At 69.6% G+C, this 24,001-nt stretch carries 24 protein-coding genes; 13 read left to right on the forward strand and 11 right to left on the reverse strand.

The features are described 5' to 3' along the window. Window positions 1–87: 87 nt before the first annotated feature. Window positions 88–1,134 carry a putative 2-aminoethylphosphonate ABC transporter substrate-binding protein gene (locus tag AC1D2O_RS16600; protein ID WP_478157510.1) on the reverse strand — a complete coding sequence of 349 codons (1,047 nt, stop codon included), beginning with the start codon at window positions 1,132–1,134 and terminating at the stop codon, window positions 88–90. A 139-nt stretch (window positions 1,135–1,273) separates the two neighbouring features. Here AC1D2O_RS16600 and AC1D2O_RS16605 point away from each other — a divergent pair, with 139 nt between their 5' ends. From AC1D2O_RS16605 to AC1D2O_RS16625, 5 genes are read left to right on the forward strand one after another with little or no spacing between them, the layout of a single operon-like run. Next, entirely contained in the window at window positions 1,274–2,002 is a 729-nt protein-coding gene (locus AC1D2O_RS16605; RefSeq protein WP_478089079.1) for a phosphonate utilization associated transcriptional regulator, read from the forward strand. 1 nt (window position 2,003) lies between these two features. Next, window positions 2,004–3,230 (forward strand): phosphonoacetate hydrolase, encoded by a 1,227-nt coding sequence (phnA, locus tag AC1D2O_RS16610; protein WP_478089078.1) that lies wholly within the window; start codon window positions 2,004–2,006, stop codon window positions 3,228–3,230. A 31-nt stretch (window positions 3,231–3,261) separates the two neighbouring features. After that, window positions 3,262–4,698: a phosphonoacetaldehyde dehydrogenase gene (gene phnY, locus AC1D2O_RS16615; RefSeq protein ID WP_478157511.1), complete on the forward strand. Its 1,437-nt coding sequence runs from the start codon at window positions 3,262–3,264 to the stop codon at window positions 4,696–4,698. 2 nt (window positions 4,699–4,700) lie between these two features. Further along, complete coding sequence (locus tag AC1D2O_RS16620) at window positions 4,701–5,267, forward strand: phosphonate degradation HD-domain oxygenase (protein ID WP_478157513.1); 567 nt, start codon at window positions 4,701–4,703, stop codon at window positions 5,265–5,267. Between the two features lie 13 nt (window positions 5,268–5,280). After that, window positions 5,281–6,669, forward strand: coding sequence for an FAD-dependent oxidoreductase (locus AC1D2O_RS16625; protein ID WP_478157515.1), 1,389 nt, complete (start codon window positions 5,281–5,283; stop codon window positions 6,667–6,669). 17 nt (window positions 6,670–6,686) lie between these two features. Here AC1D2O_RS16625 and modC read toward each other — a convergent pair whose 3' ends face one another. Genes modC through modA form a run of 3 tightly spaced genes read right to left on the reverse strand, consistent with a single transcriptional unit; the run spans window position 6,687 to window position 9,257 of the window. Further along, entirely contained in the window at window positions 6,687–7,778 is a 1,092-nt protein-coding gene (gene modC, locus AC1D2O_RS16630) for a molybdenum ABC transporter ATP-binding protein (RefSeq protein WP_478094072.1), read from the reverse strand. Continuing rightward, window positions 7,775–8,449 (reverse strand): molybdate ABC transporter permease subunit, encoded by a 675-nt coding sequence (gene modB / locus AC1D2O_RS16635; protein WP_478094073.1) that lies wholly within the window; start codon window positions 8,447–8,449, stop codon window positions 7,775–7,777. Before modB ends, modC begins: the two co-directional genes overlap by 4 nt. Window positions 8,450–8,462: 13 nt before the next feature. After that, complete coding sequence (modA, locus tag AC1D2O_RS16640; protein ID WP_478157516.1) at window positions 8,463–9,257, reverse strand: molybdate ABC transporter substrate-binding protein; 795 nt, start codon at window positions 9,255–9,257, stop codon at window positions 8,463–8,465. A 43-nt stretch (window positions 9,258–9,300) separates the two neighbouring features. Between modA and AC1D2O_RS16645 the strand changes: the two genes are divergently transcribed. Further along, on the forward strand, window positions 9,301–10,056 hold the full coding sequence (locus tag AC1D2O_RS16645; protein ID WP_478093087.1) for a TOBE domain-containing protein: 756 nt from the start codon (window positions 9,301–9,303) through the stop codon (window positions 10,054–10,056). On the opposite strand, the gene AC1D2O_RS16650 is transcribed toward AC1D2O_RS16645, so the two are convergent. From AC1D2O_RS16650 to AC1D2O_RS16660, 3 genes are all read right to left on the reverse strand, one after another. Beyond that, window positions 10,053–10,382 (reverse strand): thioredoxin family protein, encoded by a 330-nt coding sequence (locus AC1D2O_RS16650; RefSeq protein ID WP_478093085.1) that lies wholly within the window; start codon window positions 10,380–10,382, stop codon window positions 10,053–10,055. The two genes, AC1D2O_RS16645 and AC1D2O_RS16650, sit on opposite strands and share 4 nt — an antisense overlap. A gap of 155 nt (window positions 10,383–10,537) precedes the next feature. Further along, window positions 10,538–11,707, reverse strand: coding sequence for an ABC transporter substrate-binding protein (locus tag AC1D2O_RS16655; protein WP_478093083.1), 1,170 nt, complete (start codon window positions 11,705–11,707; stop codon window positions 10,538–10,540). A gap of 81 nt (window positions 11,708–11,788) precedes the next feature. Then, entirely contained in the window at window positions 11,789–12,913 is a 1,125-nt protein-coding gene (locus AC1D2O_RS16660; protein ID WP_478093081.1) for a helix-turn-helix domain-containing protein, read from the reverse strand. A gap of 181 nt (window positions 12,914–13,094) precedes the next feature. Here AC1D2O_RS16660 and AC1D2O_RS16665 point away from each other — a divergent pair, with 181 nt between their 5' ends. The 7 genes from AC1D2O_RS16665 to AC1D2O_RS16695 are packed head-to-tail and all read left to right on the forward strand — an operon-like array spanning window position 13,095 to window position 20,645. Further along, window positions 13,095–13,589, forward strand: coding sequence for a (2Fe-2S)-binding protein (locus tag AC1D2O_RS16665; protein WP_478093079.1), 495 nt, complete (start codon window positions 13,095–13,097; stop codon window positions 13,587–13,589). Between the two features lie 10 nt (window positions 13,590–13,599). After that, on the forward strand, window positions 13,600–16,032 hold the full coding sequence (locus AC1D2O_RS16670; RefSeq protein ID WP_478157517.1) for a xanthine dehydrogenase family protein molybdopterin-binding subunit: 2,433 nt from the start codon (window positions 13,600–13,602) through the stop codon (window positions 16,030–16,032). A 22-nt stretch (window positions 16,033–16,054) separates the two neighbouring features. Continuing rightward, window positions 16,055–16,846: an FAD binding domain-containing protein gene (locus AC1D2O_RS16675; protein ID WP_478089145.1), complete on the forward strand. Its 792-nt coding sequence runs from the start codon at window positions 16,055–16,057 to the stop codon at window positions 16,844–16,846. 10 nt (window positions 16,847–16,856) lie between these two features. Next, window positions 16,857–17,789 carry an AAA family ATPase gene (locus AC1D2O_RS16680; RefSeq protein WP_478089146.1) on the forward strand — a complete coding sequence of 311 codons (933 nt, stop codon included), beginning with the start codon at window positions 16,857–16,859 and terminating at the stop codon, window positions 17,787–17,789. After that, window positions 17,786–18,991 carry a vWA domain-containing protein gene (locus AC1D2O_RS16685; RefSeq protein ID WP_478089147.1) on the forward strand — a complete coding sequence of 402 codons (1,206 nt, stop codon included), beginning with the start codon at window positions 17,786–17,788 and terminating at the stop codon, window positions 18,989–18,991. The genes AC1D2O_RS16680 and AC1D2O_RS16685 overlap by 4 nt, the downstream gene beginning before the upstream one ends. A gap of 35 nt (window positions 18,992–19,026) precedes the next feature. Beyond that, a complete protein-coding gene (locus AC1D2O_RS16690; protein WP_478089148.1) occupies window positions 19,027–19,611 on the forward strand; it encodes a CoxG family protein in 585 nt (194 codons plus the stop codon). Window positions 19,612–19,640: 29 nt separating this feature from the next. Beyond that, window positions 19,641–20,645, forward strand: a complete 1,005-nt coding sequence (locus AC1D2O_RS16695) for an XdhC family protein (RefSeq protein WP_478089149.1) — start codon at window positions 19,641–19,643, stop codon at window positions 20,643–20,645. 40 nt (window positions 20,646–20,685) lie between these two features. Here the strand turns inward: AC1D2O_RS16695 and AC1D2O_RS16700 are convergent, their stop codons facing one another. The 4 genes from AC1D2O_RS16700 to AC1D2O_RS16715 form a co-directional block, all read right to left on the reverse strand. Continuing rightward, complete coding sequence (locus AC1D2O_RS16700) at window positions 20,686–20,913, reverse strand: hypothetical protein (RefSeq protein WP_478089150.1); 228 nt, start codon at window positions 20,911–20,913, stop codon at window positions 20,686–20,688. Window positions 20,914–20,982: 69 nt separating this feature from the next. Then, window positions 20,983–22,626 carry an alkaline phosphatase family protein gene (locus tag AC1D2O_RS16705; RefSeq protein WP_478089151.1) on the reverse strand — a complete coding sequence of 548 codons (1,644 nt, stop codon included), beginning with the start codon at window positions 22,624–22,626 and terminating at the stop codon, window positions 20,983–20,985. Next, entirely contained in the window at window positions 22,623–23,219 is a 597-nt protein-coding gene (locus AC1D2O_RS16710; RefSeq protein ID WP_478089152.1) for a YceI family protein, read from the reverse strand. The genes AC1D2O_RS16705 and AC1D2O_RS16710 overlap by 4 nt, the downstream gene beginning before the upstream one ends. Continuing rightward, entirely contained in the window at window positions 23,216–23,998 is a 783-nt protein-coding gene (locus tag AC1D2O_RS16715) for a CDP-alcohol phosphatidyltransferase family protein (protein ID WP_478089153.1), read from the reverse strand. The genes AC1D2O_RS16710 and AC1D2O_RS16715 overlap by 4 nt, the downstream gene beginning before the upstream one ends. Window positions 23,999–24,001: the final 3 nt, after the last annotated feature.

Genomic DNA, 24,001 nt, shown 5'->3' on the forward strand with positions numbered 1-24,001 from the left:
ACCGCGGAACCGGCTTTGCCGGGCCGCTGGTGTTGCCCCCGGTAGGGGGTGGGCGGCTACACGAAGTGAGCCAACCTGGGGGCGAGCCTAGTTAGACTTGGCTTCCGCCTTGCCTTCGTAGCGCTTGCTCCACTCGGCCAGGATGCGTTCACGATTCTTCGCCGCCCAGTTGATGTCGTTCTTGGCCAGCAGCTTTTCGTAGTTCTCGGGAATGCCTTCGAGCTTCTTGGCCACCCCCGGATAGGCGACCACGGCCCACCAGTTGGCGGTGATCTGGTTGGCCTCCTTGCTGGCCATCCAGTCGGCAAGGCGCTTGGCCTGCTCCATCTTCTTGCTGGTCTTCATGAGGCCGGTGGCCTCGATGTCCCAGCCCAGTCCTTCCTTCGGAAAGACCAGCTCGACCGGCGCGCCCGACTTCATGACCTGGTGGGCCCGGAACTCGAAGGAGATGCCGATCGGAAACTCGCCGGCGCCGGCCTGCTTGCAGGGCTTGGAGCCGGAGTGCACGTACTGCGCGATGTTCTCGTGCAGCGCGTCCATGTACTTCCATCCGTCGGCTTCGCCCCACATCTGCAGCCACGCGGCCACGTCGAGGTAGCCGGTGCCGCTGGAGGCCGGATGCGGCATCACGATCGCACCCTTGTAGATGGGCTTGGTCAGGTCCTTCCAGCTCTCCGGCTTGGGCAGGCCGCGCTTCTTTGCCTCGACCGTGTTGAAGCAGACCGTGGCCGCCCAGACGTCCATGCCGACCCAGGCGGGCGGCCGCTTGCTGTCCGAGTATTCGGGCGACAGTTCCTTGAAGCCCTTCGGCTCGTAGGCCAGGAGCATGCCTTCCTGCTCCAGCAGGGCCAGGCTGCTGGCGGCGACGCCGGCCACCACGTCGGCCTGGGGATTGGCCTTCTCGGCCAGCAGCTTGGCGGTCACGATGCCGGTGGAGTCGCGGACCCACTTGATCTCGATGTCCGGATTGGCTTTCTCGAAGCCGTCCTTGTAGAGCTTCATCGCATCGGTTTCGAGCGCGGTGTAGACCAGCAGGGAGGTTTTTTGCTGTGCCAGCGCGGCGCCGGCGGCGACGCCCAGCACCACGGCGCACAGCGCCATGGCGAGGCGGCTCGTGCTTTTTCTTGCGTTCATCGTTCACTCCTGTAGGGGGATTGGCTTGTCACGCCCGAGCTCGTTGCCGTGCGTCGGTGAATCCAATGTAGAACGTCGATTGATGACTGTCAATAAAAAATTGTTGACAGTTGGCAATCTGGGGCCAAGAATACACCCCATGCAAACGAACAAATCGACCGCGGCGCTGGCTTTCCTGCAGTCCAGCTCGCTTCCGATGCTGGTGCAGGAAGAAATCGAACGGCTCATCATGACGGGCGAGCTGGCCGTCGGCAGCCGCATCAATGAAAGCGAGCTGTCGCTGCGCTTCAATACCAGCCGGGGCCCGGTCCGCGAGGCCTTGCGTGCGCTGGAAGAGGCCGGCCTGGTTCGCAACGAGAAAAACCGCGGCGTCTTCGTGCGCGAGATCGCGTTCGAGGAAGCCGACGAGATCTACGAACTGCGCGAGGCGCTGGAGGAAATCATCGGCCGGCGCGTCACGCGCGCCATCGCGCCGGATGCGCTCGCTCGTCTCAAGGCCATGCTGGAGCCGATGAAGTCGGCCGCACAGGCCTCGGACCTGGAGCAGTACGCGCAGCTCAACCTGCAGTTCCATGAAATCCTGCTCGACACCGCGGGCAGCCAGAAGCTGACCGAGACCTACAAGCGCCTGATCAAGGAGCTGTCCCTGTTCCGCATGCGCGCGCTCGACGGCGGCGGCGGGCTGCGCGTGTCGGTCGACGAGCACCGCGAGATCGTCGAGGCCATCGCTTCCGGCGATGCCGAGCAGGCCGGTCGCGTGATGCGCAAGCACGTGGCCGGAAGCCGCGCCCGCATGCACAAGGCCTTCGGCCGCCTCGACATCGCCCAGCCCCCGTCCATGACTCACTCACCCACCAAGGAAGCTTGAAATGACACCGGAGACGATCGAAGTCAATGCCAGGAACTACCGCTGGATGAGCCGCCCCGTGGTGGTGGTCTGCGTCGACGGCTGCGAGCCCGCCTACCTCGACGCCGCGGTGGCCGCCGGCGTGGCGCCCTACCTCGGGCGCATCATGAAGTCCGGCGCCAACCTGCTGGCCGATTGCGTGGTGCCCTCGTTCACCAACCCGAACAACCTGTCGATCGTCACGGGCGCGCCGCCGGCGGTCCATGGCATCTGCGGCAACTACTTCTTCGACCGCGAGATCGGCGAGGAAGTCATGATGAACGACCCCAAGTACCTGCGCGCCGGCACCGTGCTGGCCGCGTTCGCGGATGCGGGCGCCAAGGTGGCCGTGGTGACCGCCAAGGACAAGCTGCGCAAGCTGCTCGGCAACCGCATGGAAGGGATCTGCTTTTCTTCCGAGAAGGCCGACCAGGTGACGCTGGCCGAGAACGGCATCGAGGACGTGCTCGGCCTGGTGCGCCTGCCGGTGCCGTCGGTCTACAGCGCGGAGCTGTCCGAGTTCGTCTTTGCCGCCGGCGTCAAGCTGATGGAGACGCGCCGTCCCGACCTGATGTACCTGTCGACCACCGACTACGTGCAGCACAAGGCCGCGCCGGGCAGCCCGGCCGCCAATGCCTTCTACGCCATGATGGACCGCTACCTGGCGCAGCTCGACGAACTCGGCGCCACCATCGTGCTGACGGCCGACCATGGCATGAACGACAAGCACGACACGGACGGCAAGCCCAACGTGATCTACCTGCAGGACGTGCTGGACGACTGGTACGGGGCCGGCAAGGCGCGGGTCATCCTGCCCATCACCGACCCCTACGTGGTCCACCACGGCGCCCTCGGCTCCTTCGCCACCGTCTATGCGCCCGACGAGGCGACCGCGGCGCAATGGATCCTGCGCATCCGGGAGGTTCCCGGCATGGAGTCCGTGCTGTCGCGCGCCGAGGCCGCGAAGCGCTTCGAGCTGCCGCCCGACCGCATCGGCGACATCGTGGTCGTCAGCGAGCGCAGCACGGTGATCGGCACGTCCGCCAGCCGGCACGATCTTTCCGCGCTGGAAGTGCCGCTGCGTTCGCACGGCGGCGTGTCCGAGCAGCGCGTGCCGCTGATCTGCAACCGTCCGGTCGAAGGCATCTCCGGCAGCCGCCGGCTGCGCAACTTCGACGCCCTCGACCTGGCCCTGAACCACGTCCAGTAAATCGTCCGGATCCACCACCATGAGCCAGCCCATGCCGAAGCCAGCCGACATCCATTGCGAAGCGTTGCGCATCGCCGGCGAACGCGTCTATCGCGACGAGGTCATCGAGGTCCGCTATCCCTACACCGGCGAGGTGATCGCCACCGTACCCAAGGCGACGCTGGAAGACGTGCGCCGCGCCTACCGCATCGCGCGCGACTACAAGCCGACGCTGACGCGCTACGAGCGCTACAAGATCCTGATGCGCGCCGGCGAGATCATCGCCTCGCGCCTCGACGAGATCTCGCGCACGATCACGCTCGAATCCGGCCTGTGCCGCAAGGACTCGCTGTACGAAGTGGGCCGCGCTTCCGACGTGCTGCTGTTCGCCGCCAACCAGGCACTGGTCGACGACGGCCAGGTGTTCTCCTGCGACCTCACGCACCATGGCAAGAGCCGCAAGGTCTATACGCTGCGCGAGCCGCTGCTGGGCGTCATCACCGCCATCACGCCCTTCAACCATCCGTTGAACCAGGTGATCCACAAGGTGGCGCCGGCCGTCGCGACCAACAATCGCATCGTGCTCAAGCCCAGCGAGAAGACGCCGCTCACCGCCTTCATCCTGGCCGACATCCTCTACGAGGCGGGGCTGCCGCCGCAGATGCTGTCGGTGATCACCGGCGACCCGCGCGAGATCGCCGACGAGATGCTGACCCATCCGGACGTGGACCTGGTGACCTTCACCGGCGGCGTGGCAATCGGCAAGTACATCGCCGGCAAGGCCGTCTACAAGCGGCAGATCCTCGAGCTCGGCGGCAACGACCCGATCATCGTGATGGAAGACGCGGACATCGAGGAGGCCGCCACGCTCGCGGCCAGCGGCTCCTACAAGAACTCGGGCCAGCGCTGCACGGCCGTCAAGCGGATGCTGGTGCACGAAGCCGTGGCCGACCGTTTCGTCGAGCTGCTGGTGCGCAAGACCGAGGCGCTCAAATACGGCGATCCGATGGACCCGGACACCGACATGGGCACCGTGATCGACGAGGCCGCCGCGATCCATTTCGAGGCGGTCGTCAACGAGGCGATCGCGGCCGGCGCCAAGCTGCTCTGCGGCCATGTGCGCCGGGGTGCCCTGTATGCGCCGACCGTCCTCGACCACGTCGACCCGGAGATGACGGTGGCCAAGCACGAGACGTTCGGCCCGGTGTCGCCGGTCATCCGCTTCGGCAGCATCGAGGAGGCGATCCGGATCTCGAACGGCACGGCCTACGGGCTGTCGTCGTCGTTGTGCACCAACCGCCTCGACTACATCACGCGCTTCATCCGCGAACTCAACGTCGGCTCCGTCAATGTGCGCGAGGTGCCGGGCTACCGGCTCGAACTCACGCCCTTCGGCGGCATCAAGGACTCGGGCCTGGGCTACAAGGAAGGCGTGCTCGAGGCGATGAAGAGCTTCACCAACAGCAAGACCTATTCGCTCCCCTGGTAACCATGAGCCTCACCATTTCCGACATCGTCGGCCTGTTCGAATCGAAGGGCGATGCCCAGTACGACGGCGAGCCCGTGACGCAGCTCGAGCATGCGCTGCAGTCTGCCCACCTGGCCGAGCAGGCCGGTGCCGGCAGCGCGCTGATCACGGCGTCCCTGCTGCACGACCTGGGTCATCTGCTGCACGATTTCGGCGGCACGCCGACGCAACAGGGCCTGGACGACCTGCACCAGTACCGCTGCCTGCCTTTCCTGCGTGCCCTGTTCGGCCCGGCGACGCTGGAGCCGATCCGGCTGCACGTGGATGCCAAGCGCTTCCTGTGCGCGCGCGAGCCAGGCTATCTCGAGGCGCTGTCGCCCGACTCGAAGCGCAGCCTGGCGCTGCAGGGCGGCGTCTTCAGCGAGGCGCAGGCGGCGGCCTTCGAGGCCTTGCCCTTTGCCGGCGATGCGGTCGAGCTGCGGCGCTGGGACGACCGCGCGAAATCGGCCGATGCCGACATGCCCGCTCTCGCGCATTTCGTCCGCCACCTGGAAATCTGCGCCGCCGAGCATCGGCGCGTCGCGGCCTAGGGCCTGCCCAGCCATGCGGCCCTTCTGGATCGAGCAGGCGCTCTTCAACGACGGCGACCTGGCGCCTGCCTTGCAAGGGGCGCAGCGTGCCGATGTCTGCATCGTCGGCGGCGGCTTCACCGGCCTCTGGACCGCGATCCAGGCCAAGCAGCAGGATCCGTCGCTGGACATCGCGATCATCGAGAGCGACCTGTGCGGCGCCGGCGCCAGCGGGCGCAACGGCGGTTGCCTGCTCACCTGGTCGGCGAAATTCTTCACCTTGCGACGGCTCTTCGGCGAGGCCGATGCGATCCGGCTCGTCAAGGCGTCGGAAGCGGTGGTCGATCACATCGCGGACTTCTGTCGCGCGCACGGCATCGACGCCGAGCTGCGGCAGGACGGCACGCTCTATACCGCGACCTCGCAGGCCCAGGTCGGCACTCTCGATCCGGTGATGCGGGCGCTGGAGGACTGCGGCATCCATTCCTACCGCGCGCTGCCGCCCGAAGAGGTGGTCCGCCGCTCCGGGTCGGCGCGCAACCTCGCGGGCGTGTACTCGCCCATCGCCGCCACGGTGCATCCCGGCAAGCTCGTGCGCGGCCTGCGCCGCGCCGCACTCGCCATGGGCATCCGCATCTACGAACGCAGCCCGATGCTGGACTTCAGCCGCGGTCATCCGGTCGTCGTGCGCACGCCCTGCGGCAGCATCGAAGCAAAGAAGCTGGTGCTGGCCCTCAATGCCTGGATGGCGCGCAGCCTGCCGCAGTTCGAGCGCACCATCGCGGTCGTGTCGAGCGACATGGTGATCACTGAAAAGTGCCCCGACCTGCTGCGCGAGATCGGCCTCGACAGCGGCGTCTCGGTGCTCGATTCAAGGACCTTCGTCTACTACTACCGAAGCACGGTCGACGGCCGGATCATGCTGGGCAAGGGCGGCAACACTTTCGCCTGGGGCGGCCGCATCGCGCCGGTCTTCGACCAGCGTTCGCCCTACGAGGCGGAGCTGACGCGCGCGCTGCATTCGTTTTTTCCGGCCTTGCGCGAGACGCCGATCACGGCCAGCTGGAACGGGCCGTCGGACCGGTCCGTCACCGGCTTTCCCTTCTTCGGCAAGCTCGATGGCGCGCCCCACATCTGCTACGGCTTCGGCTATTCCGGCAACGGGGTCGGCCCCAGCTACATGGGCGGCCAGATCCTTTCCTCCATGCTGCTGGACCAGGACAATGCGTGGACCCGCAGCCCCTTGACGCAGGGGCCGCTGGGGCATTTCCCGCCCGAACCGATCCGCTATGTCGGCTCCATCGCGGTTCGCAACGCGATCCGCCGAAAGGAGCGCGCGGAAGACCAGGACCGGCAGCCGTGGATCGTCGACAGGATGCTCAGCAAGCTGGCGAACGCGGCCGGCAAGGCGGACAAGGGCTGAACGGGCCCCTCCCGCGCTCACTCCACGATCGCCACGCCCTTGACCTGCGCATGGACGCCCATGCCGACGGCCAGCTCGAGCAGGTCGGCCGATTTGCGCGTGATGCGCGCCAGCATCCGAACGCCGCCGACATCGAGTCCGACCATCCGCTGCGCCGGCCCGTCGTCGGCGAGGTCGGTGATCGTCGCGGGCAGGATGTTGAGCACGCTGGTTCCCTCCTGCGGCCGCAGCGTCAGGCTGACATCGCGGGCCTGGACTCGCACGCGCACGCGCTGGCCGACGCCGACGCCGCTGTGCGGCAGGCTGAGCGTGCAGCCCGCGAACGCGACCTGGACCAGGCCATAGGCCGCATCGACGCTCGCGACCACGGCCTCGATCACCGATCCGGCGGCGTCGCCGTGCGCCAGCGGCAGGTCGAGGCGGGTCATCAACTCATGGGTCGGCCCGCTGGCGATCACGCGCCCGGCGTCCAGCAGGACCAGGTGGTCGGCCAGCCGCGCGACCTCGTCGGGCGAGTGGCTGACGTAGAGCACCGGGATGTCGAGCTCGGCGTGCAGCCGTTCGAGGTAGGGCAGGACCTCGCGCTTGCGCGCCAGGTCGAGCGAGGCCAGCGGCTCGTCCATCAGCAGCAGCTTCGGGCTGGTCGCCAGGGCGCGCGCGATGCCCACGCGCTGGCGCTCGCCGCCCGACAGCGTGTCGGGCCGGCGCGCCAGCAGCGGGCCGATGCCCAGCAGTTCGACCGCCTGCGCGAGCGAGACCCGGCGCAGCGCCGGCGCCACCCGCTTCATCCCGTATTCGAGGTTGCGCCGCACGTCCAGGTGGGTGAAGAGCCGCGTTTCCTGGAACACGTAGCCCAGCGGCCGCCGGTGCGTCGGCAGGAAGATGGCGCGGTCGTCGTCCTGCCAGCGCTCGCCATTGACCGAGACCAGGGCGCCCGGCGCGCACTGCAGCCCCGCGACGGCGCGCAGGCAGGTGGTCTTGCCGCAGCCCGAAGGGCCGGACAACGCGGTCACGCCGCGGCCGGGCAGGGCCAGGTCGACCTGCAGCGAGAAGGCGGGGAAGTCGACCGCGAGGCGCAGCCGCAGGCCTTCGGATGGCGGCGCCCTCATCGCCGCCGTCCCGTCGGATTGAGCGCATACAGCGCCAGCAGGACCAGGAACGAGAACACCACCATGCCGGCCGCGAGCCAATGGGCCTGCGTGTACTCGAGAGCCTCCACATGGTCGTAGATCTGCACCGAGATCACGCGCGTCTTGTCGGGGATGTTGCCGCCGATCATCAGCACCACGCCGAACTCGCCCACGGTGTGGGCGAAGCCCATCACGATGGCGGTCAGGTAGCCCGGGCGCGCCAGCGGCAGCACCACGCTGAAGAAAGTGTCGAGCGGCGAGGCCCGCAGCGTGGCGGCGGCTTCGAGCGCCGGCTCGCCGATGGCCTCGAAGGCGTTCTGGATCGGCTGCACCACGAAGGGCATCGAATAGACCACCGAGCCGACCACCAGCCCCGTGAAGGTGAAGGGCAGCAGGCCCAGGCCCAGCCATTGGGTGAGCGCACCGAGCGGCCCGTTGGGGCCCATCGACACCAGGAAGTAGAAGCCCAGCACCGAGGGCGGCAGCACCAGCGGCAGCGCCACCATCGCGCCGATCGGACCTTTCCAGGCCGAGCGGGTGCGAGCCAGCCACCAGGCCAGCGGCGTGCCCAGCAGCAGCAGGACCAGCGTCGTGACCGAGGCCAGCTCCAGCGTCAGCGTGACGGCGCCCAGGTCGGCGGCGGACGGCATCGTCGCGTCGGCCTCAGATGTCGTAGCCGAAGGAGCGGATCACCGTCTTCGCGCCCTCGGTCTTGAGGAACGCGATCAAGGCCGAGGCCGCGGCGTTGTCCCTGGCACGGCCCAGCAGCACCGCGTCCTGGCGGATCGGGCCGTGCAGCTCGGCCGGCACGATCCAGGCCGAACCGGTCTTGATCTTGCCGCCTTCCCAGACCTGCGACAGCGCTACGAAGCCGAGCTCCGCGTTGCCGGTGGAGATGAAGCTGTAGGTCTGGCCGATGCTCTCGCCCTGCACGAACTTCGGTTCGAGCTGGGCCAGCAGGCCGAGCCGCGTGATCGTCTGCACCGCGGCCGCGCCGTAGGGCGCGAGCTTGGACGCGGCGAGCGCGAGGTGGGCGAACCTGGCGGTGCGCAGCACCTCGCCCTTGCCGTCGACCAGGTCGGGATTCGCGGACCACAGCACCAGCTTGCCGGTGGCATAGGTGAAACGGCTGCCGGCCACCGTGGCGCCGTCCTTGTCGAGCCGGGCCGGCGTCTCGTCGTCGGCGGCGAGAAAGACGTCGAAGGGCGCGCCGCCCTGGATCTGGGCGTAGAACTTGCCGGTGGCGCCGGAGGACAGCACCGCCTTGTGGCCGGTCGCCTTCTCGAAATCGGCGGCCAGCACCTTCATCGGTCCGAAGAAGTTGGCCGCAACGGCCACCTGCACTTCGCCCGCGTGGCTGCAGAGCGACAAGCAGAAGGCGAGGAGGCCGGCGGCGATCAGGCGGGGGGAGCGGCTGGTTTTCATGGCGGTCGAGGTCTGGCGTGGTTCGCTATTCATGAATGGAATAGCGCGAGTGTAGGCCAGCCGGCACAATCCGCGCATGGCATCACCCCGCTTCGGCGACGCGCTCGGCCACGGCCTGAGCGACAAGCGCATCGACATCCTTCGCGGCATCGGCCGCACCGGCAGCATCTCGCAAGCGGCGCGCGAGGCCGGCGTGAGCTACAAGGCCGCCTGGCAGGCGGTCGCCACCCTGACCAACCTGGCGGGCGTTGCGCTGGTGGAGCGCGCGGTCGGCGGGGCCGGCGGCGGTGGCGCGTCGCTGACCTCGCATGGCGCGAAATTGCTCGAACTCGCCGACGCGCTGGCGGCGGCACGGCGCACGGTGCAGGCGGGCGCCGGAGCGCTGGCGGGCGCCGGCAGCGCGGTGGCGCGGCTGGCGATCCGCACCAGCATGCGCAACCAGTTGCCTGCCATCGTGACCGCGATCGAGTCCACGGGCCGAATCGTGCGGGTCGGCCTGCGGCTGGGACATGCCCAGACCATCGCCGCCCGCATCACGCAGGAGAGCGCCGAGTTGCTCGGGCTCGCCGAGGGGATGGCGGCGATCGCGCTGTGCAAGGCGACCGCCGTGCGCATCGAGCGCGCCGGCACTGCGAGCCGGAGCAAGGGCAACCAGCTCGGCGGCGTGGTGGCCGGCGTCGCGCGCGGCGAGGACGGCGACGAGATCTCGGTGGCGCTCGAAGGAGAACTGCAACTGGTCGGATTCGCGCCCAGCGGCAGCGCGTTGCGCACCCGCCAGCGCGTCACCGCGATCGTCGACGAGGCGGCCGTCGTGGTTGCGCTGCCAGGCTAGGAGGCAGCGACCTTCAGCCGGGCCAGTTCCTGCCGGATCAGCTCGGCGCTGCCGGGCCGCACCAGCCGTCCGAGCTCCTGCCCGTCGCGCATGAAGACGAATGTGGGCCACAGCTTGACCTTGAACGAGCGGCCCAGTGCCCGCCCGCTTCCATCTTCGATCTTCAAGTGGCGCAGCGCCGGCGCGTCGGCCAGTGCTTCGGCGAGCAGCGGCTGCGCCGCCTTGCAGAAGCCGCACCACGCGGTGCCGAACTCGACCAACGTAGGGCCGGAGAGAGCGTCGACCTCCGCACGCGAAGGCTCGCCCGTTGCATAGCTTGAATTCATAGCTGGATTCTGCAGTAGCCGCGCCGCTGCCGCTCCGCTGGCCGGCGAAGCCCGGCCCGTTGGTGAAACACCGCGGAACCGGCTCCGCCGGGCCGCTGGTGTTGCCCCCCGAAGAGGGGGTGGGCGGGCTACACGAAGTGAGCCCAACCTGGGGGTTAGCTGATTAGCCTTCCATTGGCACTGATGACCGCCACGTCCACGAACTGGCTGCCTTCACGGTTGCCGCGGCCGTAGTTGATCTTGATGCCGCCGAGGTCATAAGCCTCGATGTGCTCGAGCGCGGCGATCACGCTCGCGCGCGTCGGCGACGGGCCGGCGCGGCGCAGGCCTTCGGCCAGCACGCAGGCGTCCATGTAGCCCTCCAGGCTCGGCAGCGAGAACTCCTTGTTGCCGCTGGCCAGCATGTCGGCCTGGTAGCGCCGCACGATCTCGTACTTGGTGGCGAACGGCGAGGGCACGACGATCGCGAAGCCCAGCCCGTGCGCCAGGTCGCCCATGGCGCCGAGCGAGCTGGCCGTGATCGACAGGCCATAGGCGCTGCTCTTGCCGCCTGCCTTGCGCAGTGCGCGGACGAAGGCCGGCGCGGTGCCGGCCAGGCCGATGATGACGATCTGCGGCGCGGCCGCGGCGATCTTCGCGGCAGCCGGATCGACCTCCATGCTGGTGGTGCCCGGCGTGCTGGCGATCACCGCCGGCTCGAGCTTGACCTTGGCCAGCGCGGCCTTGAAGCCCGCCAGCAGCGACTGCCCGAGCGGGTCTTCCGAATAGACGATGCCGATGCGCGACTGGCCGAGCACGGCCGCGGTGGCGATCAGCCGGTCGAGTTCCTGGTCGTAGTTGGCACGCACCCAGAAGGTGTTCGGCGCCGCCTTCTTGCGCAGCGACACGGTGCCGGTGTTCGGGCCGACCACCGCCATGCCGGGAACCGCGTCAATGACCGCGGCGGCCTGGCGTGTCCCCAGCGGATGCACCATCGCCAGCACCGAGCTGTCGGCGGCGAAGGCGAGCGCGTTGGCCTTGGCGATCTCGGGCTTGAACTGGTCGTCGGCCATGATCAGCTCGACCTTCGTGCCATTGATGCCGCCGGTGCGGTTGAGCGCGTTGAAGTACGCCGACGAGCCCACGAACAGGCCGGCGCCGTTGGCCTTCTCGACGCCGCTGTCGTCGAAGGTGGCACCGACGCGGATGGCCCTGGCCTGTGCGAACGCCGGCCATCCCAGGGCGGCAGCGGCACCCACGCCGACGCCGCCGGCCAGGCGCGCGATGGCCTGGCGCCGGTCGGGCTTCGACGGCATGGATTGGGATCGGGCCTTGGATTCGCTCATGGTCAACGTCCTGTCGCGCCGCCGGGTCGGCGATCAATTTTTAACAAACGCTGACAATAGCAACAAAATGTAAAAAAGTCACTAGCAATGACCCCGGCCCAGCTTGCGGTAGACCGTGGCGCGGCTGATGCCGAGCGCGCGCGCCGCCTGCGCCACGTTGCCGCGGGCATCGTCCACGGCCTTGCGGATCATCGCCGACTCGACATCGCGCAGCCGCGGAAGCTGGGTGGCCGCGGCGGCGGCCGCCGGCGTTCCCTGCCGTGGCATCCGGGGCCTGGCCTGCACGCGCAGCCCCGACCACAGCGGCACCTCGAGCACCGGGTCGCCGCGTCGCGCGGCATCGAACAGCATCTGCGGCGGCAGCGCGAACAGGTCGTTGCAATGCAGCGCCGGGCGGCCGCCCAGCGGCTGGTGCAGCATGTGGCGTGCGGCCGCATTGGCGCCGGTCACGTTGCCGTCGGCGTCGATGCACAGCAGGCCCTCGGTGTCGGCGCCCACGCTGCTGCCCGGCCAGCCGATCTGCAGCAGCAGCTCGCAGGGGTGGCCCTGCACCAGCGCGTTCTCGATGCTGCGGGCCGAGGACGCCGCGAGGTGCCGCAGCTCGGGCCGCTCGACCACCTGCACACCGGTCAGGTCCAGCATGCCGATGCAATCGCCCTCCGGACCGAAGAGCGGCGCACCGGCGCAGCTGTAGATGCTGGTGTCGTCGAAGAAGTGCTCGCCGCGATGCAGCCACACCGATTCGTGCTCGGCCAGCGCGGCGCCGATCGCGGTGGTGCCGACCGCGCGCTCCGACAGGTCGACGCCGATGCGGGCGATGTCGCGCGCATGCCGGGCCGCCGCGTCGCTGCCGGAGGGCAGGGCGCCGACGTCGACCACGACGCCGTCGGCGTCGGTCAGGATCGCGAAGTAGCGCGTGTCCGCGATCGCGCGCGACAGCCGGTCGAGCACCGGCCGCGCGGCCAGCAGCAGCGCGCGGTTGCGTTCGGCCACCTGCCGCGCGTGCGGCGCCGAGACCGGATCGAAACTCACGCGCTGCTGCGGTCGGTGACCGGCCGCCAGGCAGCGCTGCCAGGAACGCACGAGCCAGGGCTCGACGCGCGGTGCCAGCGGTTCGGCCGCGCGTTCGCCGTCGATCCATTCGCGTCGCGCCTGGGCGATGGTGAGGGAGCGCTCGGGCAGGGGCGAAGCGGAGTGGGGCGTCATCGTGTGGGATCGGGCCCGCAAGGGCGCCTGTTCGGAGGCTCGCCGCACGGCAAGCTGTTTCATTTTGAGAATTTCGAGGACAACGCGCAAGCGCCTAGGGTTTTGCCTAGGATGGTGCCCCGGTCGGGCGTCCAAGATTCAATCGGCCGATTCAGCCATCACCTATACGGAGACAGCCAACATGCAGGTTCCTTTCACGGTCAACGGCCGCGAAGTCACGGTCGACGCGCCCCCGAACACCTTCCTTGTGCAAGCGATTCGCGAGCATCTCCACCTGACCGGCACCCACGTCGGCTGCGACACCGCGCAGTGCGGCGCCTGCACGGTCCATGTCAACGGCCGCGCGGTGAAGTCGTGCAACGTGCTGGTGGCCCAGGTGGCCGGCGCGACCATCACCACCATCGAGGGCATCGCCCAACCCGATGGCACCATGCACCCGATGCAGGCGGCGTTCAAGGAGTGCCACGGCCTGCAGTGCGGGTTCTGCACGCCCGGCATGGTGATGAGCGCCATCGACCTGTGCACCCACCATCCCAAGTCGAGCGAGACCGAGATCCGCGAGCTGCTCGAGGGCAACCTGTGCCGCTGCACCGGCTACCAGAACATCGTCAAGGCGGTGCAGATGGGCGGCGAGGCGATGTCCGCCGCACCGGCCAAATCCACCGCCACGGCCTGAGGAGCACGACATGGGCGCACCCGATTTCGCAGGACTGCCGCACATCGGCGAGTCACTCAAGCGCAAGGAAGACTACCGCTTCCTGACCGGCGCCGGCCAGTACACCGACGACATCGACCTGGCCAACCAGACCCATGCCGTGTTCGTGCGCTCGCCGCACGCGCACGCCACCCTGAAGTCCGTCGACACCGCGGCGGCGCTGAAGATGCCCGGCGTGGTCGGCATCTTCACCGGCAAGGACATCGAAGGAAAGATGGGCGGCCTGCCCTGCGGCTGGCTCATCAACAACCCCGACGGCACGCCGATGAAGGAGCCGATGCACCCGATCCTCGCGATCAAGAAGGTGCGCTACGTCGGCGACCACGTCGCGATGGTGGTGGCCGAGACGGTCGAGCAGGCCAAGAACGCGGCCGAGGCGGTGGTGGTCGACTACGACGTCCATCAGGCCCTGGTCAGCGTGGCCGATGCCGCGAAGAAACAGAGCGGCGTGACGATCCACGACGAGGCGCCCGACAACCAGTGCTACAAGTGGGCGATCGGCGACAAGGCAGGGGTCGATGCCGCCTTCGCCAATGCGGCGCATGTCACCAAGCTCGATCTCGTCAACAACCGGCTGATCCCGAACGCGATGGAGCCGCGCGTCGCGATCGGCAGCTACAGCCGTGCGAACGAGGAATACGTCCTCTACGTGTCGAACCAGAACCCGCACGTCGAGCGGCTGTTGATGACCGCCTTCGTGCTCGGCCTGCCCGAGCACAAGGTCCGCGTGATCGCGCCCGACGTCGGCGGCGGCTTCGGCTCGAAGATCTATCTCTACGCCGAAGACGTGTGCCTGACCTGGGCCTCGAAGCAGCTCAACCGCAGCATCAAGTGGACCGGCGAGCGTTCCGAGTGCTTCCTGTCCGACGCGCACGGCCGCGACCACGTGAGCCATGCCGAGATGGCGATGGACGCGCAGGGCAAGTTCCTGGCGCTGCGGGTGCACACCAATGCCAACCTGGGCGCCTACCTGTCGACCTTCTCGACCGCGGTGCCGACCATCCTCTATGCGACCCTGCTGGCGGGCCAGTATGCGACGCCGCAGATCTACGTCGAGGTCGATGCCTGGTTCACCAACACCGCGCCGGTCGATGCCTACCGCGGTGCCGGCCGGCCCGAGGCCACCTACCTGCTCGAGCGCCTGGTGTCGCGCTGCGCCTGGGAGATGAACCTGGGCCAGGACGAGATCCGCAAGCGCAACTTCATCACCACCTTCCCCTACCAGACCCCGGTGGCGCTGCAGTACGACACCGGCGACTTCCACGCCTGCATGACCAAGTCGCAGGCGCTGGCCGACGTGGCCGGCTTCGCCCAGCGCAAGGCGGCCAGCGAGGCGCGGGGCCAGCTGCGCGGCATGGGCTACTCGAGCTACATCGAGGCCTGCGGCATCGCGCCGTCGAACATCGCGGGCGCGCTCGGCGCGCGTGCCGGCCTGTTCGAGTGCGGCGAGATCCGCGTCCATCCCACCGGCAGCGTGACCGTCTTCACCGGTTCGCACAGCCACGGCCAGGGCCACGAGACCACCTTCGCGCAGGTGGTGGCGGCGCGCCTGGGCATCGCGGTCGAGGCGGTCGACGTGGTGCACGGCGACACCGGCCGCGTGCCTTTCGGCATGGGCACCTATGGCTCGCGCTCGATCTCGGTCGGCGGTGCGGCGATCATGAAGGCGCTCGACAAGATCGAGGCCAAGGCCAAGAAGATCGCGGCCCACCTGATGGAGGCGAGCGACGCCGACATCGAGTTCGCCAACGGCGAGTTCACGGTCAAGGGCACCGACAAGAAGATCCCGTTCGGCCAGGTGGCGCTGACAGCCTACGTGCCGCACAACTACCCGCTCGACAAGCTCGAACCGGGCCTCAACGAGACCGCCTTCTACGACCCGACCAACTTCACCTTCCCGGGCGGCACCTACATCTGCGAAGTCGAGATCGACAAGCAGACCGGCGAAGTGCGGGTCGATCGCTTCACCGCGGTCGACGACTTCGGCACCATCATCAATCCGATGATCGTCGAGGGCCAGGTGCATGGCGGCCTGGTGCAGGGCATCGGCCAGGCGCTGATGGAGAACTGCGTCTACGACGAGAGCGGCCAGCTGCTCACCGGCAGCTTCATGGACTACGCGATGCCCCGCGCTGCCGACTTCCCGCAGTTCAAGCTCGACACCGTGTGCACGCCGTGCACCCACAACCCGCTGGGCACCAAGGGTTGCGGCGAGGCCGGGGCCATCGGCTCGCCGCCGGCCGTGATCAATGCGGTGCTCGACGCGCTGGCACCGCTGGGCGTCAAGGACTTCGACATGCCGGCATCGCCGCACCGCGTCTGGGAGGCCATGCAGAAAGCCAGCCCCGCCGCGGCCCCGCAGCCCTCGCTGGCCGCCAGCACCCAAGGCCGGCCCGCTCCCTGAACATCCGGAAGGAAATCACACCATGTACGCCTTCACCCTCGAACGTCCCACCAGCCTGGCCGATGCGGTCAAGCTCGCCGAAGCCGGCGCCAAGCCGCTGGCCGGCGGCCAGACCTTGCTGGCTTCGATGAAACTGCGGCTTTCCGCGCCCGAGCAACTGGCCGACCTCAGCGCTGTCAAGGAGCTCACCGGCATCAGCAAGGCCGGCGATGCCTTCCTGATCGGCGCCATGTCGCGCCACCTCGACGTCGCCAACCACGCCGAGATCAAGGCCGCCTATCCGGCGCTCGCCGACCTGGCGTCGGGCATCGGCGACCGGCAGGTGCGCGCCATGGGAACGCTGGGCGGCTCGGTCGCCAACAACGATCCGGCGGCCTGCTATCCCAGCGCGGTGCTGGCCTCCGGCGCCACGGTCATCACCAGCAAGCGCGAGATCGCGGCCGACGACTTCTTCCAGGGCCTCTTCACCACCGCGCTCGAAGACGGCGAGCTGATCAAGGCGATCCGCTTCCCGATCCCGCAGCGGGCCGCCTATGTGAAGCTGCGCCAGAAGGCGTCGAACTTCCCGCTGGTCGGTGTGTTCCTTGCGCAGTACCCGAGCGGCGTGCGCGTGGCGGTCACCGGCGCGGGCAACGGCGTGTTCCGCCACAAGGGCCTGGAGGACGCGCTGAACAAGGCCTTCACGCCCGAGTCGGCGGCCGGCGTCAAGATCGACGCCGCCAATCTCAACAGCGACCTGCATGCCTCGGCCGACTATCGGGCCAACCTGATCTCGGTGCTGACGCAGCGCGCCGTGACGAAGGCGCTCGGATAAGCTCATCGAGATGATCGACACCACGCCTGCCACGACCTCATCACCGTTCCCCTCCATCGATGCGGTCGTGCAGGCGCTGCAAGGCGTCGGCTACTACGCCGATCGGCGGCTCGCGACCGCGGTGTTCCTGGCGCTCAAGCTGCAGCGGCCGCTGCTGCTCGAAGGCGAGCCCGGGGTCGGCAAGACCGAGCTGGCCAAGGCCCTGTCGGCCGCGCTCGGGCGCGAGTTGCTGCGCCTGCAGTGCTACGACGGCCTGGAGCAGCGCGAAGCCCTCTACGAGTGGAACTACGCGGCGCAGCTGCTGCACATGCGCGCCGCCGAAGCGCATGGCGCATCGAGCGACATCGAGTCCGAGGTCTACCAGCCGCGCTACCTGATCCGCCGGCCGCTGCTGCAGGCGCTGCAGGCGCCGGCCCCCGGTGCGGTGCTGCTGATCGACGAGGTCGACCGCGCCGACGAACCCTTCGAGGCTTTCCTGCTCGAGTACCTCGGCGAGTACCAGGTCAGCATCCCCGAGCTGGGGACGGTGCGGGCGCTGGTGTCGCCGGTCACGCTGCTGACGAGCAACCGCACGCGCGAGCTCAACGATGCGGTCAAGCGGCGTTGCCTCTATCACTGGCTCGACTATCCGGAGCGGGAGCGCGAGCTCGCCATCGTGCGCGCCCAGGTGCCGCAGGCCGCGGCGGTGCTTTCGGAGCAGGTAGCCACCTTCGTCGGCCGGCTGCGCACCGCGCCCTTCGTGAGCGCTTTCCAGCGTGCGCCGGGCATCGCCGAAAGCGTCGAATGGGCCAAGGCCCTGATCGCGCTCGATACGGTCGAGCTCGACCCCGAGGTGGTGGTCGACACCGCCGGCATCCTGTTCAAGCAGCGCGACGACGTCGCTGCGCTGACGCGCGAGCTGGCCTCCGAGCTGCTCAAGCCCGAGGAGGAGGCTGCGTCTTGACCGAGCGCGTGCAGCAGCTCGGCGATGCGCGCCGCGGCAAGCTGGCGGGCAATCTTGCGGGCTTCGGCCGCGCGCTGCGGCGTGCCGGCGTGCGCACCGACGCGATGCGCATCGGGCTGGCGGCCGAGGCCGCGATGCTGGTCGGCGTCGACAGCCGCAGCGACTTCGCCGCCGCGATGGAGGCCGTGATGATCAGCCGCGAGGAAGACCGGGGGGTGTTCCGCGAGCTCTTCGACGCCTGGTTCCGCGATCCCGAACTGGCCAACAAGCTGCTGGCGCAGATGCTGCCCAGCGCCGAGGGCAAGGCCGAGCCTTCGAAACGCCGGCCGCGGGTGCGCGAGGCGCTGGCGGCGCCGCGCGACCCGGTCAAGCCGGCCCAGACCGAGCGCGAGATCGACTTCGATGCCGCGATGACGGCCAGCGACCGGCAGCGGGTCCACCATGCCGATTTCAACGCGCTGGGCGCCGCCGAGTACCGGCTGGTCGAACGGCTCGCGCGCGACATCTCGCTGCCGGTGCCGACGCTGCCGTCGCGGCGGCTGCGGCCCGCCGGCGACGGCGGCGTGCATTCGCGCATGCACTGGCCCGGCGTGCTGCACGAGGCCGCGCGCACCGGCGGCGAGATGCTGCGGCTGCCGCGGCTGTCGCGCCGCCGGCAGCCGCTGCCGCTGCTGGTGCTGGTCGATGTCTCGGGCTCGATGGAGCGCTATGCCCGGCTGCTGCTGGCCTTCCTGCATGCGGCGACGCGGCGTTCGGGCCGCCGCGACGTGTTCGCCTTCGGCACCCAGCTGACCGACCTGACGCCGGCCTTCCGCATCGCCGACACCGACGCGATGCTGGCCGCGGCCAGCGCGGCCATCGACGATTTCGCCGGCGGCACCCGGTTCGGCGAATCGCTGGCCGAGCTGCGGCATGGCCATGCGCGCCGCCTGACCGGCCGCCGAACGCTGGTGCTGGTGATCAGCGACGGACTGGACACCGGCGAGCCCGAGGCGCTCGAGCGCGAGCTGCTGTGGCTCAAACGCCATTCGCGCCGGCTGCTGTGGCTCAATCCGCTGCTGCGCTACGAGGGCTATGCGCCCCTGGCGCGCGGCGCGGCAGTGCTGCACCGCCATGCAGACGCGATGCTGGCGGTTCACAATCTCAGTGCCCTCGAACAACTGGCTGCCAGCCTGGCGGCCCTGATGCGCGCCGGCCGCTAGGGCCGCACCCTCCCAACGACCACAAGGAATCCACCATGGAAATGCTCGGCAACCGCCGCCTCGGCGTCACGCAGCAACAGGCCTGGGACGCGCTCAACGATCCCGAGACGCTCAAGAAATGCATCCCGGGCTGCGACCGGTTCGAACTCACCGGCGACAACGAGTACACGGTCGGGCTGGCGCTCAAGATCGGCCCGGTGTCGGCCAAGTTCGCCGGCAAGGTGACGCTGGCGGACATCGAGGCGCCCGACAGCTACAAGCTGTCCTTCGAAGGGCAGGGCGGCGTGGCCGGCTTCGCCAAGGGCGCATCGAGCGTGTCGCTGAAGCCGGTGGCCGATGGCGGCGAGGGCTGCGAGCTCGACTACACGGTGCAGGCGCAGGTCGGCGGCAAGATCGCGCAGATGGGCCAGCGCCTGATCGATGGCGCCGCCAAGTCGACCGCGGACGACTTCTTCAAGCGCTTCGACGCCGAGATGCAGAGCCGCTACGGCCCGCCGCCCGAGGAGGCGGCGGACGAAGCGGCGGCCCCGGCCGAAAAGACCGGGGCCGTGGCGGGCTTCATGCAAAAGCTCGGCATCGGCAAGAAGGCCGCGCCCGAGCCGGACAAGGACGCCGGCTGAGCAGCGAGCGGCAAACGGGAGCAAGCAATATGGAAAATCTCGACGTCATGGTGCTGCGCACCCTGCGCGACTGGCGGCTGGCCGGCCGTCGCGCGCTGCTCTCGACCGTGGTGCGCACCTGGGGTTCGTCACCGCGCCCGATCGGCTCGATCATGGCGCTGGCCGAGGACGGCGCGGTGGTCGGTTCGGTCTCGGGCGGCTGCATCGAGGACGACCTGATCGCGCGCTACAGCCGCGCCCATGGCGACGGCGTGATGCCCACGGGGGCTCCGGCGCTGGTCAAGTACGGCATCACGGCCGACGAGGCGCACCGCTTCGGGCTGCCGTGCGGCGGCACGCTCGAACTGCTGCTCGAGTACGACCCCGACGCCGCGTCGCTGCAGGCGCTGGTGGCGGCGCTCGAGCAGGGGCGCCTGATGCAGCGCACGGTCAGGCTGGCCGACGGCGCGGCCACGCTGGCCGAGGCCAGCTCGCCGGCCGAGCTGTCGGTCGACGACACCGAGCTGGTCAACACCTTCGGCCCCGAGTACCGCATGCTGCTGATCGGCGCCGGCCAGCTGGCCGAGTACCTGGCGACGATGGCCAAGTTCAGCGGCTTCGCGGTCACGCTGTGCGATCCGCGGGTCGAGTACCACACGGCCTGGACGCTGCCGGGCGTGGCCATCACCACCGAGATGCCCGACGACGCGGTGGTCGCCTTCAAGCCCGATCGCCGGACCTGCGTGGTGGCGCTCACGCACGACCCCAAGCTCGACGACCTGGCGCTGCTCGAGGCGCTGCAGAGCGAGGCTTTCTATGTCGGTGCGATCGGCTCGCGGCGCAATGCCGAGGCGCGGCGCGAACGCATGATCGAGCACTTCGAGCAGACCGAGCAATCGCTGGCCCGGCTGCGCGGCCCGATCGGCATCTACATCGGCAGCAAGACGCCGCCCGAGATCGCGGTCAGCGTGATGGCGGAGATCCTGGCCGTGAAGAACGCGGTGGCCCTGCCGCGCGAGGCCGCGGTCGCCGTGGCCAAGGCCGCGGCCGCCTGAGCGCGTCAACCCAGGTGCGGGCGCCAGCCCGAGGGGCGGCTCAGCGCTTGCGCGGACCGAGGAGTTCGGCGAGAAAGCTCGTGTTGCGACCCATGGCCCGCTGCATCTTCCGCGATTCGCGGGCCTCGGTCCGGGCCATCGAGAACACGAAGGCACCGGCGATGAGCGCGAAGCACAGGACTGCCGCGACCAGAAGGCCGAGCGGTCCGGCCAGATACCCCGCGAGGGCGATGACTGCGATGTTGAGCAGGAGGATGAGCGCGCGCATGGAGCAAAAGGCTATCAGACAAGGGGCGCGCTGTCGCGTGAATTAGTGCCGGATCCGGCCCTCGGTCCGCTATTCCGCGGCGCTGGGGGCGCCGCCCCCCGGACCCTCGAAGGCGGCGAGCAGCAAGGGCGTGAGGCCGTGCATGCCCATCGCCCCGGCCCGCATGGGCAGCAGGCCCGGCGTGAAGCCGGCGGCCTCCAGCCGCTTCAGCAACGAGGCGTCGTTGCTGATGATGTGGACCGGCACCTCCCATGTGGCGTTGCGGCCGCTCACGCTCGCCATGGGCTGGTGGTCGCCGATCACGATGGTGAGCATGTTCGGCGGCGCGCGGCCGCCGAGGTAGTCGCCCAGCCAGCGGAAGGTATAGGCCAGCGATTCGAGGTAGGCGGGCACCGGTTCCAGCCAGGAGATCGGCGCGGCCAGGGCGTGGGCGACCTCGGCCGGCGTGTAGGCATCGGCGCGCAGCAGCCGGGGCCAGTCGTCCACGTAGGGCGCGAGCGGCCGGAACGGTGCGTGGCTGGCCAGCGTCGGGAAGACGACCAGCCGCGGTGCGCGGCGTTCGGGCGGCAGCGCCAGCTCCTGGGCGTGCAGGAGCGCCATCGACGCCTGGTCCGGCACCTGCCAGTGGCCGAGGGCCGGTCCGCGGTAGCCGAGGCTGCGGGCATCGGCGTAGCGGTCGAAGCCATAGAAGCTGCCTTCGGGCCAGGGCCGCTGCAGTCCGGGCATCCAGCTCACCGTGCGGTAGCCATGCCGCTTGAACTGACGCACCAGCGTCGGGCGGGCGGTGGCCAGCAGCAGCTCGTAGTCGCCCGGTTCGCGGGTGTCGATGCCGCTCAGCAGCGCCGAATGGGCGAGCCACGAGGCGCCGCCGAAGGTCGGAGAACGCACCCGCGCCGACACCACCTGGCGCCCGCCGGCCTGCAGCGCGCGCGCCAGCTGCGCGCGGTGCGGCGCCAGCCATGCCGCCTGCCGCGGATCGTCGAGCGTGCTGGCGCCGTAGGATTCGGCGAAGATCAGCAGCACGTCGGCGCCGCCCAGGCCCGCGAGCGCGGTGTCGAAGGCGGGGCTGGTGGGCAGCCGCGAGCCCGCGCGCCCGGGCGACCACAGGCCTGCGAGCAGTTCCGCCTGGCGCGCGAGGATCGGCGCCACCGGCATCGAGAAGAACCAGCGTGTGTCGCGGCCGCCGATGCCCTGCAGTGAGAACGCGGCGAGCAGGGCGGCGCCGGCCAGGCCGATCGCGGGCTGCGGCCGTCGCCAGGCCAGTTCGCGCGCAAGCATCGACCAGCAGCGGTGCGCGATCGCGTACACCGCGCCCAGGGTGCTGGCCACCGCGGCGGCACCCAGCGCGATCTGCCATCCGGCCGCGTTGCCCATCCGCAGCACCTCGAACACGTGCTGCCCGTCCCAGTACAGGTTGATCTGGCGGCCGAAGACCGCCGACGCCGTGACCTCGGCATAGCGCGTCGCGACCCAGAACACGGTGAGGATCGAGAGCGCGCGCAGCAGCCCGACGCCGGCGTAGCCGCGCAGCCGGATCCACAGCGCCAGCGCGCCCACGGCCATGCAGAGCTCGAACGACAGGCGCAGGCCCGGCAGCGCCCACCAGGTCGGCCAGAGGTTCTCCAGCGTCAGCAGCGCGTTGAGCGGCGCGAAGGGCAGGCCGAAGCGCAGCAGCCAGCCTCCCCACCCGGGCCACGGCGCCGCGGCCCTCACTTGCGCTGCGCCTCGAACTCGATGATCAGCGGCACCTCGTCGCCGACCCACGCGTTGCTGACGCCGTAGCTCATGCCGTGGCTGCTGCGCTTGAAGCTGCCGCGCGCCGACACGCCCATGGTGTAGACCTTGTCGATCGGCGAGGGCCCGCTCTTGTTCCAGGTGGCCGTGAGCGTCAGCGGCTGCGGCCGCCCCAGCAGCTCGAGCTGGCCGGGGATCTCGAACGTGCGTTCGCCGGTGCGGCGGGCGCCGTCGGCCGTGAACACCATGCGCGGGAACTGCGCCGTGTTGAGGAATTCCGCGCTCTTCAGGTGTTGGTCGCGCTTGGCGTAGTTGCTGAACACGCTCTGGGTGTCGACCTCGATGCGCAGCTTGCCCAGCGTGCCGGTGGCCTCGTCGAAGTCGTAGCTGCCGCGTGCCGCGCGGAACATCCCGAGCACTTTCGCATAGCCCAGGTGGTCGACCATGAAGGCGACCGTGATGTGGTTCGGGTCGAGCTCGTAGCGCGCCGTCTCGGCCCGGGCCGGCACGGCCGATGCGCCCAGGCAGAGCAGGGCGAAGGCGCTCGCGGCGCGCAAGCGCGAGCTGGTCATGGCGCAGGCTCCGGCCTCGAACGGCGGGCGCCCGGGCGACGGCGCCGGCGGGCCAGCCAGGCCAGGTCGGCCGCGAAGGAAGCGCTCAGCGCCGCCAGGCTGGCGGCGGCGATGGCGCGGCTCCAGGGCGGCGCCACGATCGGCCCGAGGCAGACGATCAGGCTGGTGATCTGCACCACGCACACCGCCTTGCGCCGCTGGCTCGGCGGCAGCGGGCGTGCCAGCCAGGGCAGCGCCCGGCCGGCCAGCACGAAGGCGTAGCGCATCAGCCCCGCGGCCAGGATCCAGCCGCCCGCCTTGTCGAAGTGAATCACCAGCAGGGACAGGACCAGCACCAGCAGCGCGTCGGTCTCCATGTCGAAGCGGGCCCCGAACTCGCTTGCCAGCCCCTGGGCACGCGCCAGCGGACCGTCGAGCGCATCCCACAGCGCCGCGGTGGTGGCGACGGCGATCGCGCCCCAGGCCAGGCCGGTGGCGTCGGTGAGCGGCTCGCCGACGCCGGCGGCGAGCAGCGCGACCAGCGCCAGCCGTGCCAGCGTCACGCGGTTGGCGGCGCCGAAGCGTGGATGCGGCGCATGGGCCGGCAGGGCGCGCAGGACCAGGGCGAAGCCCAGGCCGAACACGGCCAGCGCGCGGACGCCGAACCAGGGACCGAGCCCCGCCGCGAGCTTCACGCCGGCGGCCAGCAGCAGGAGCAGTGCCAGGCAGGACAGCGCCTCGCGCCAGGCATCGCGGCGCAGCACAGTCTGCGAGGGCATCGCCTTAAGATCGCATTCCATGGG

This window comes from Variovorax sp. P1_G12, assembly GCF_056405555.1.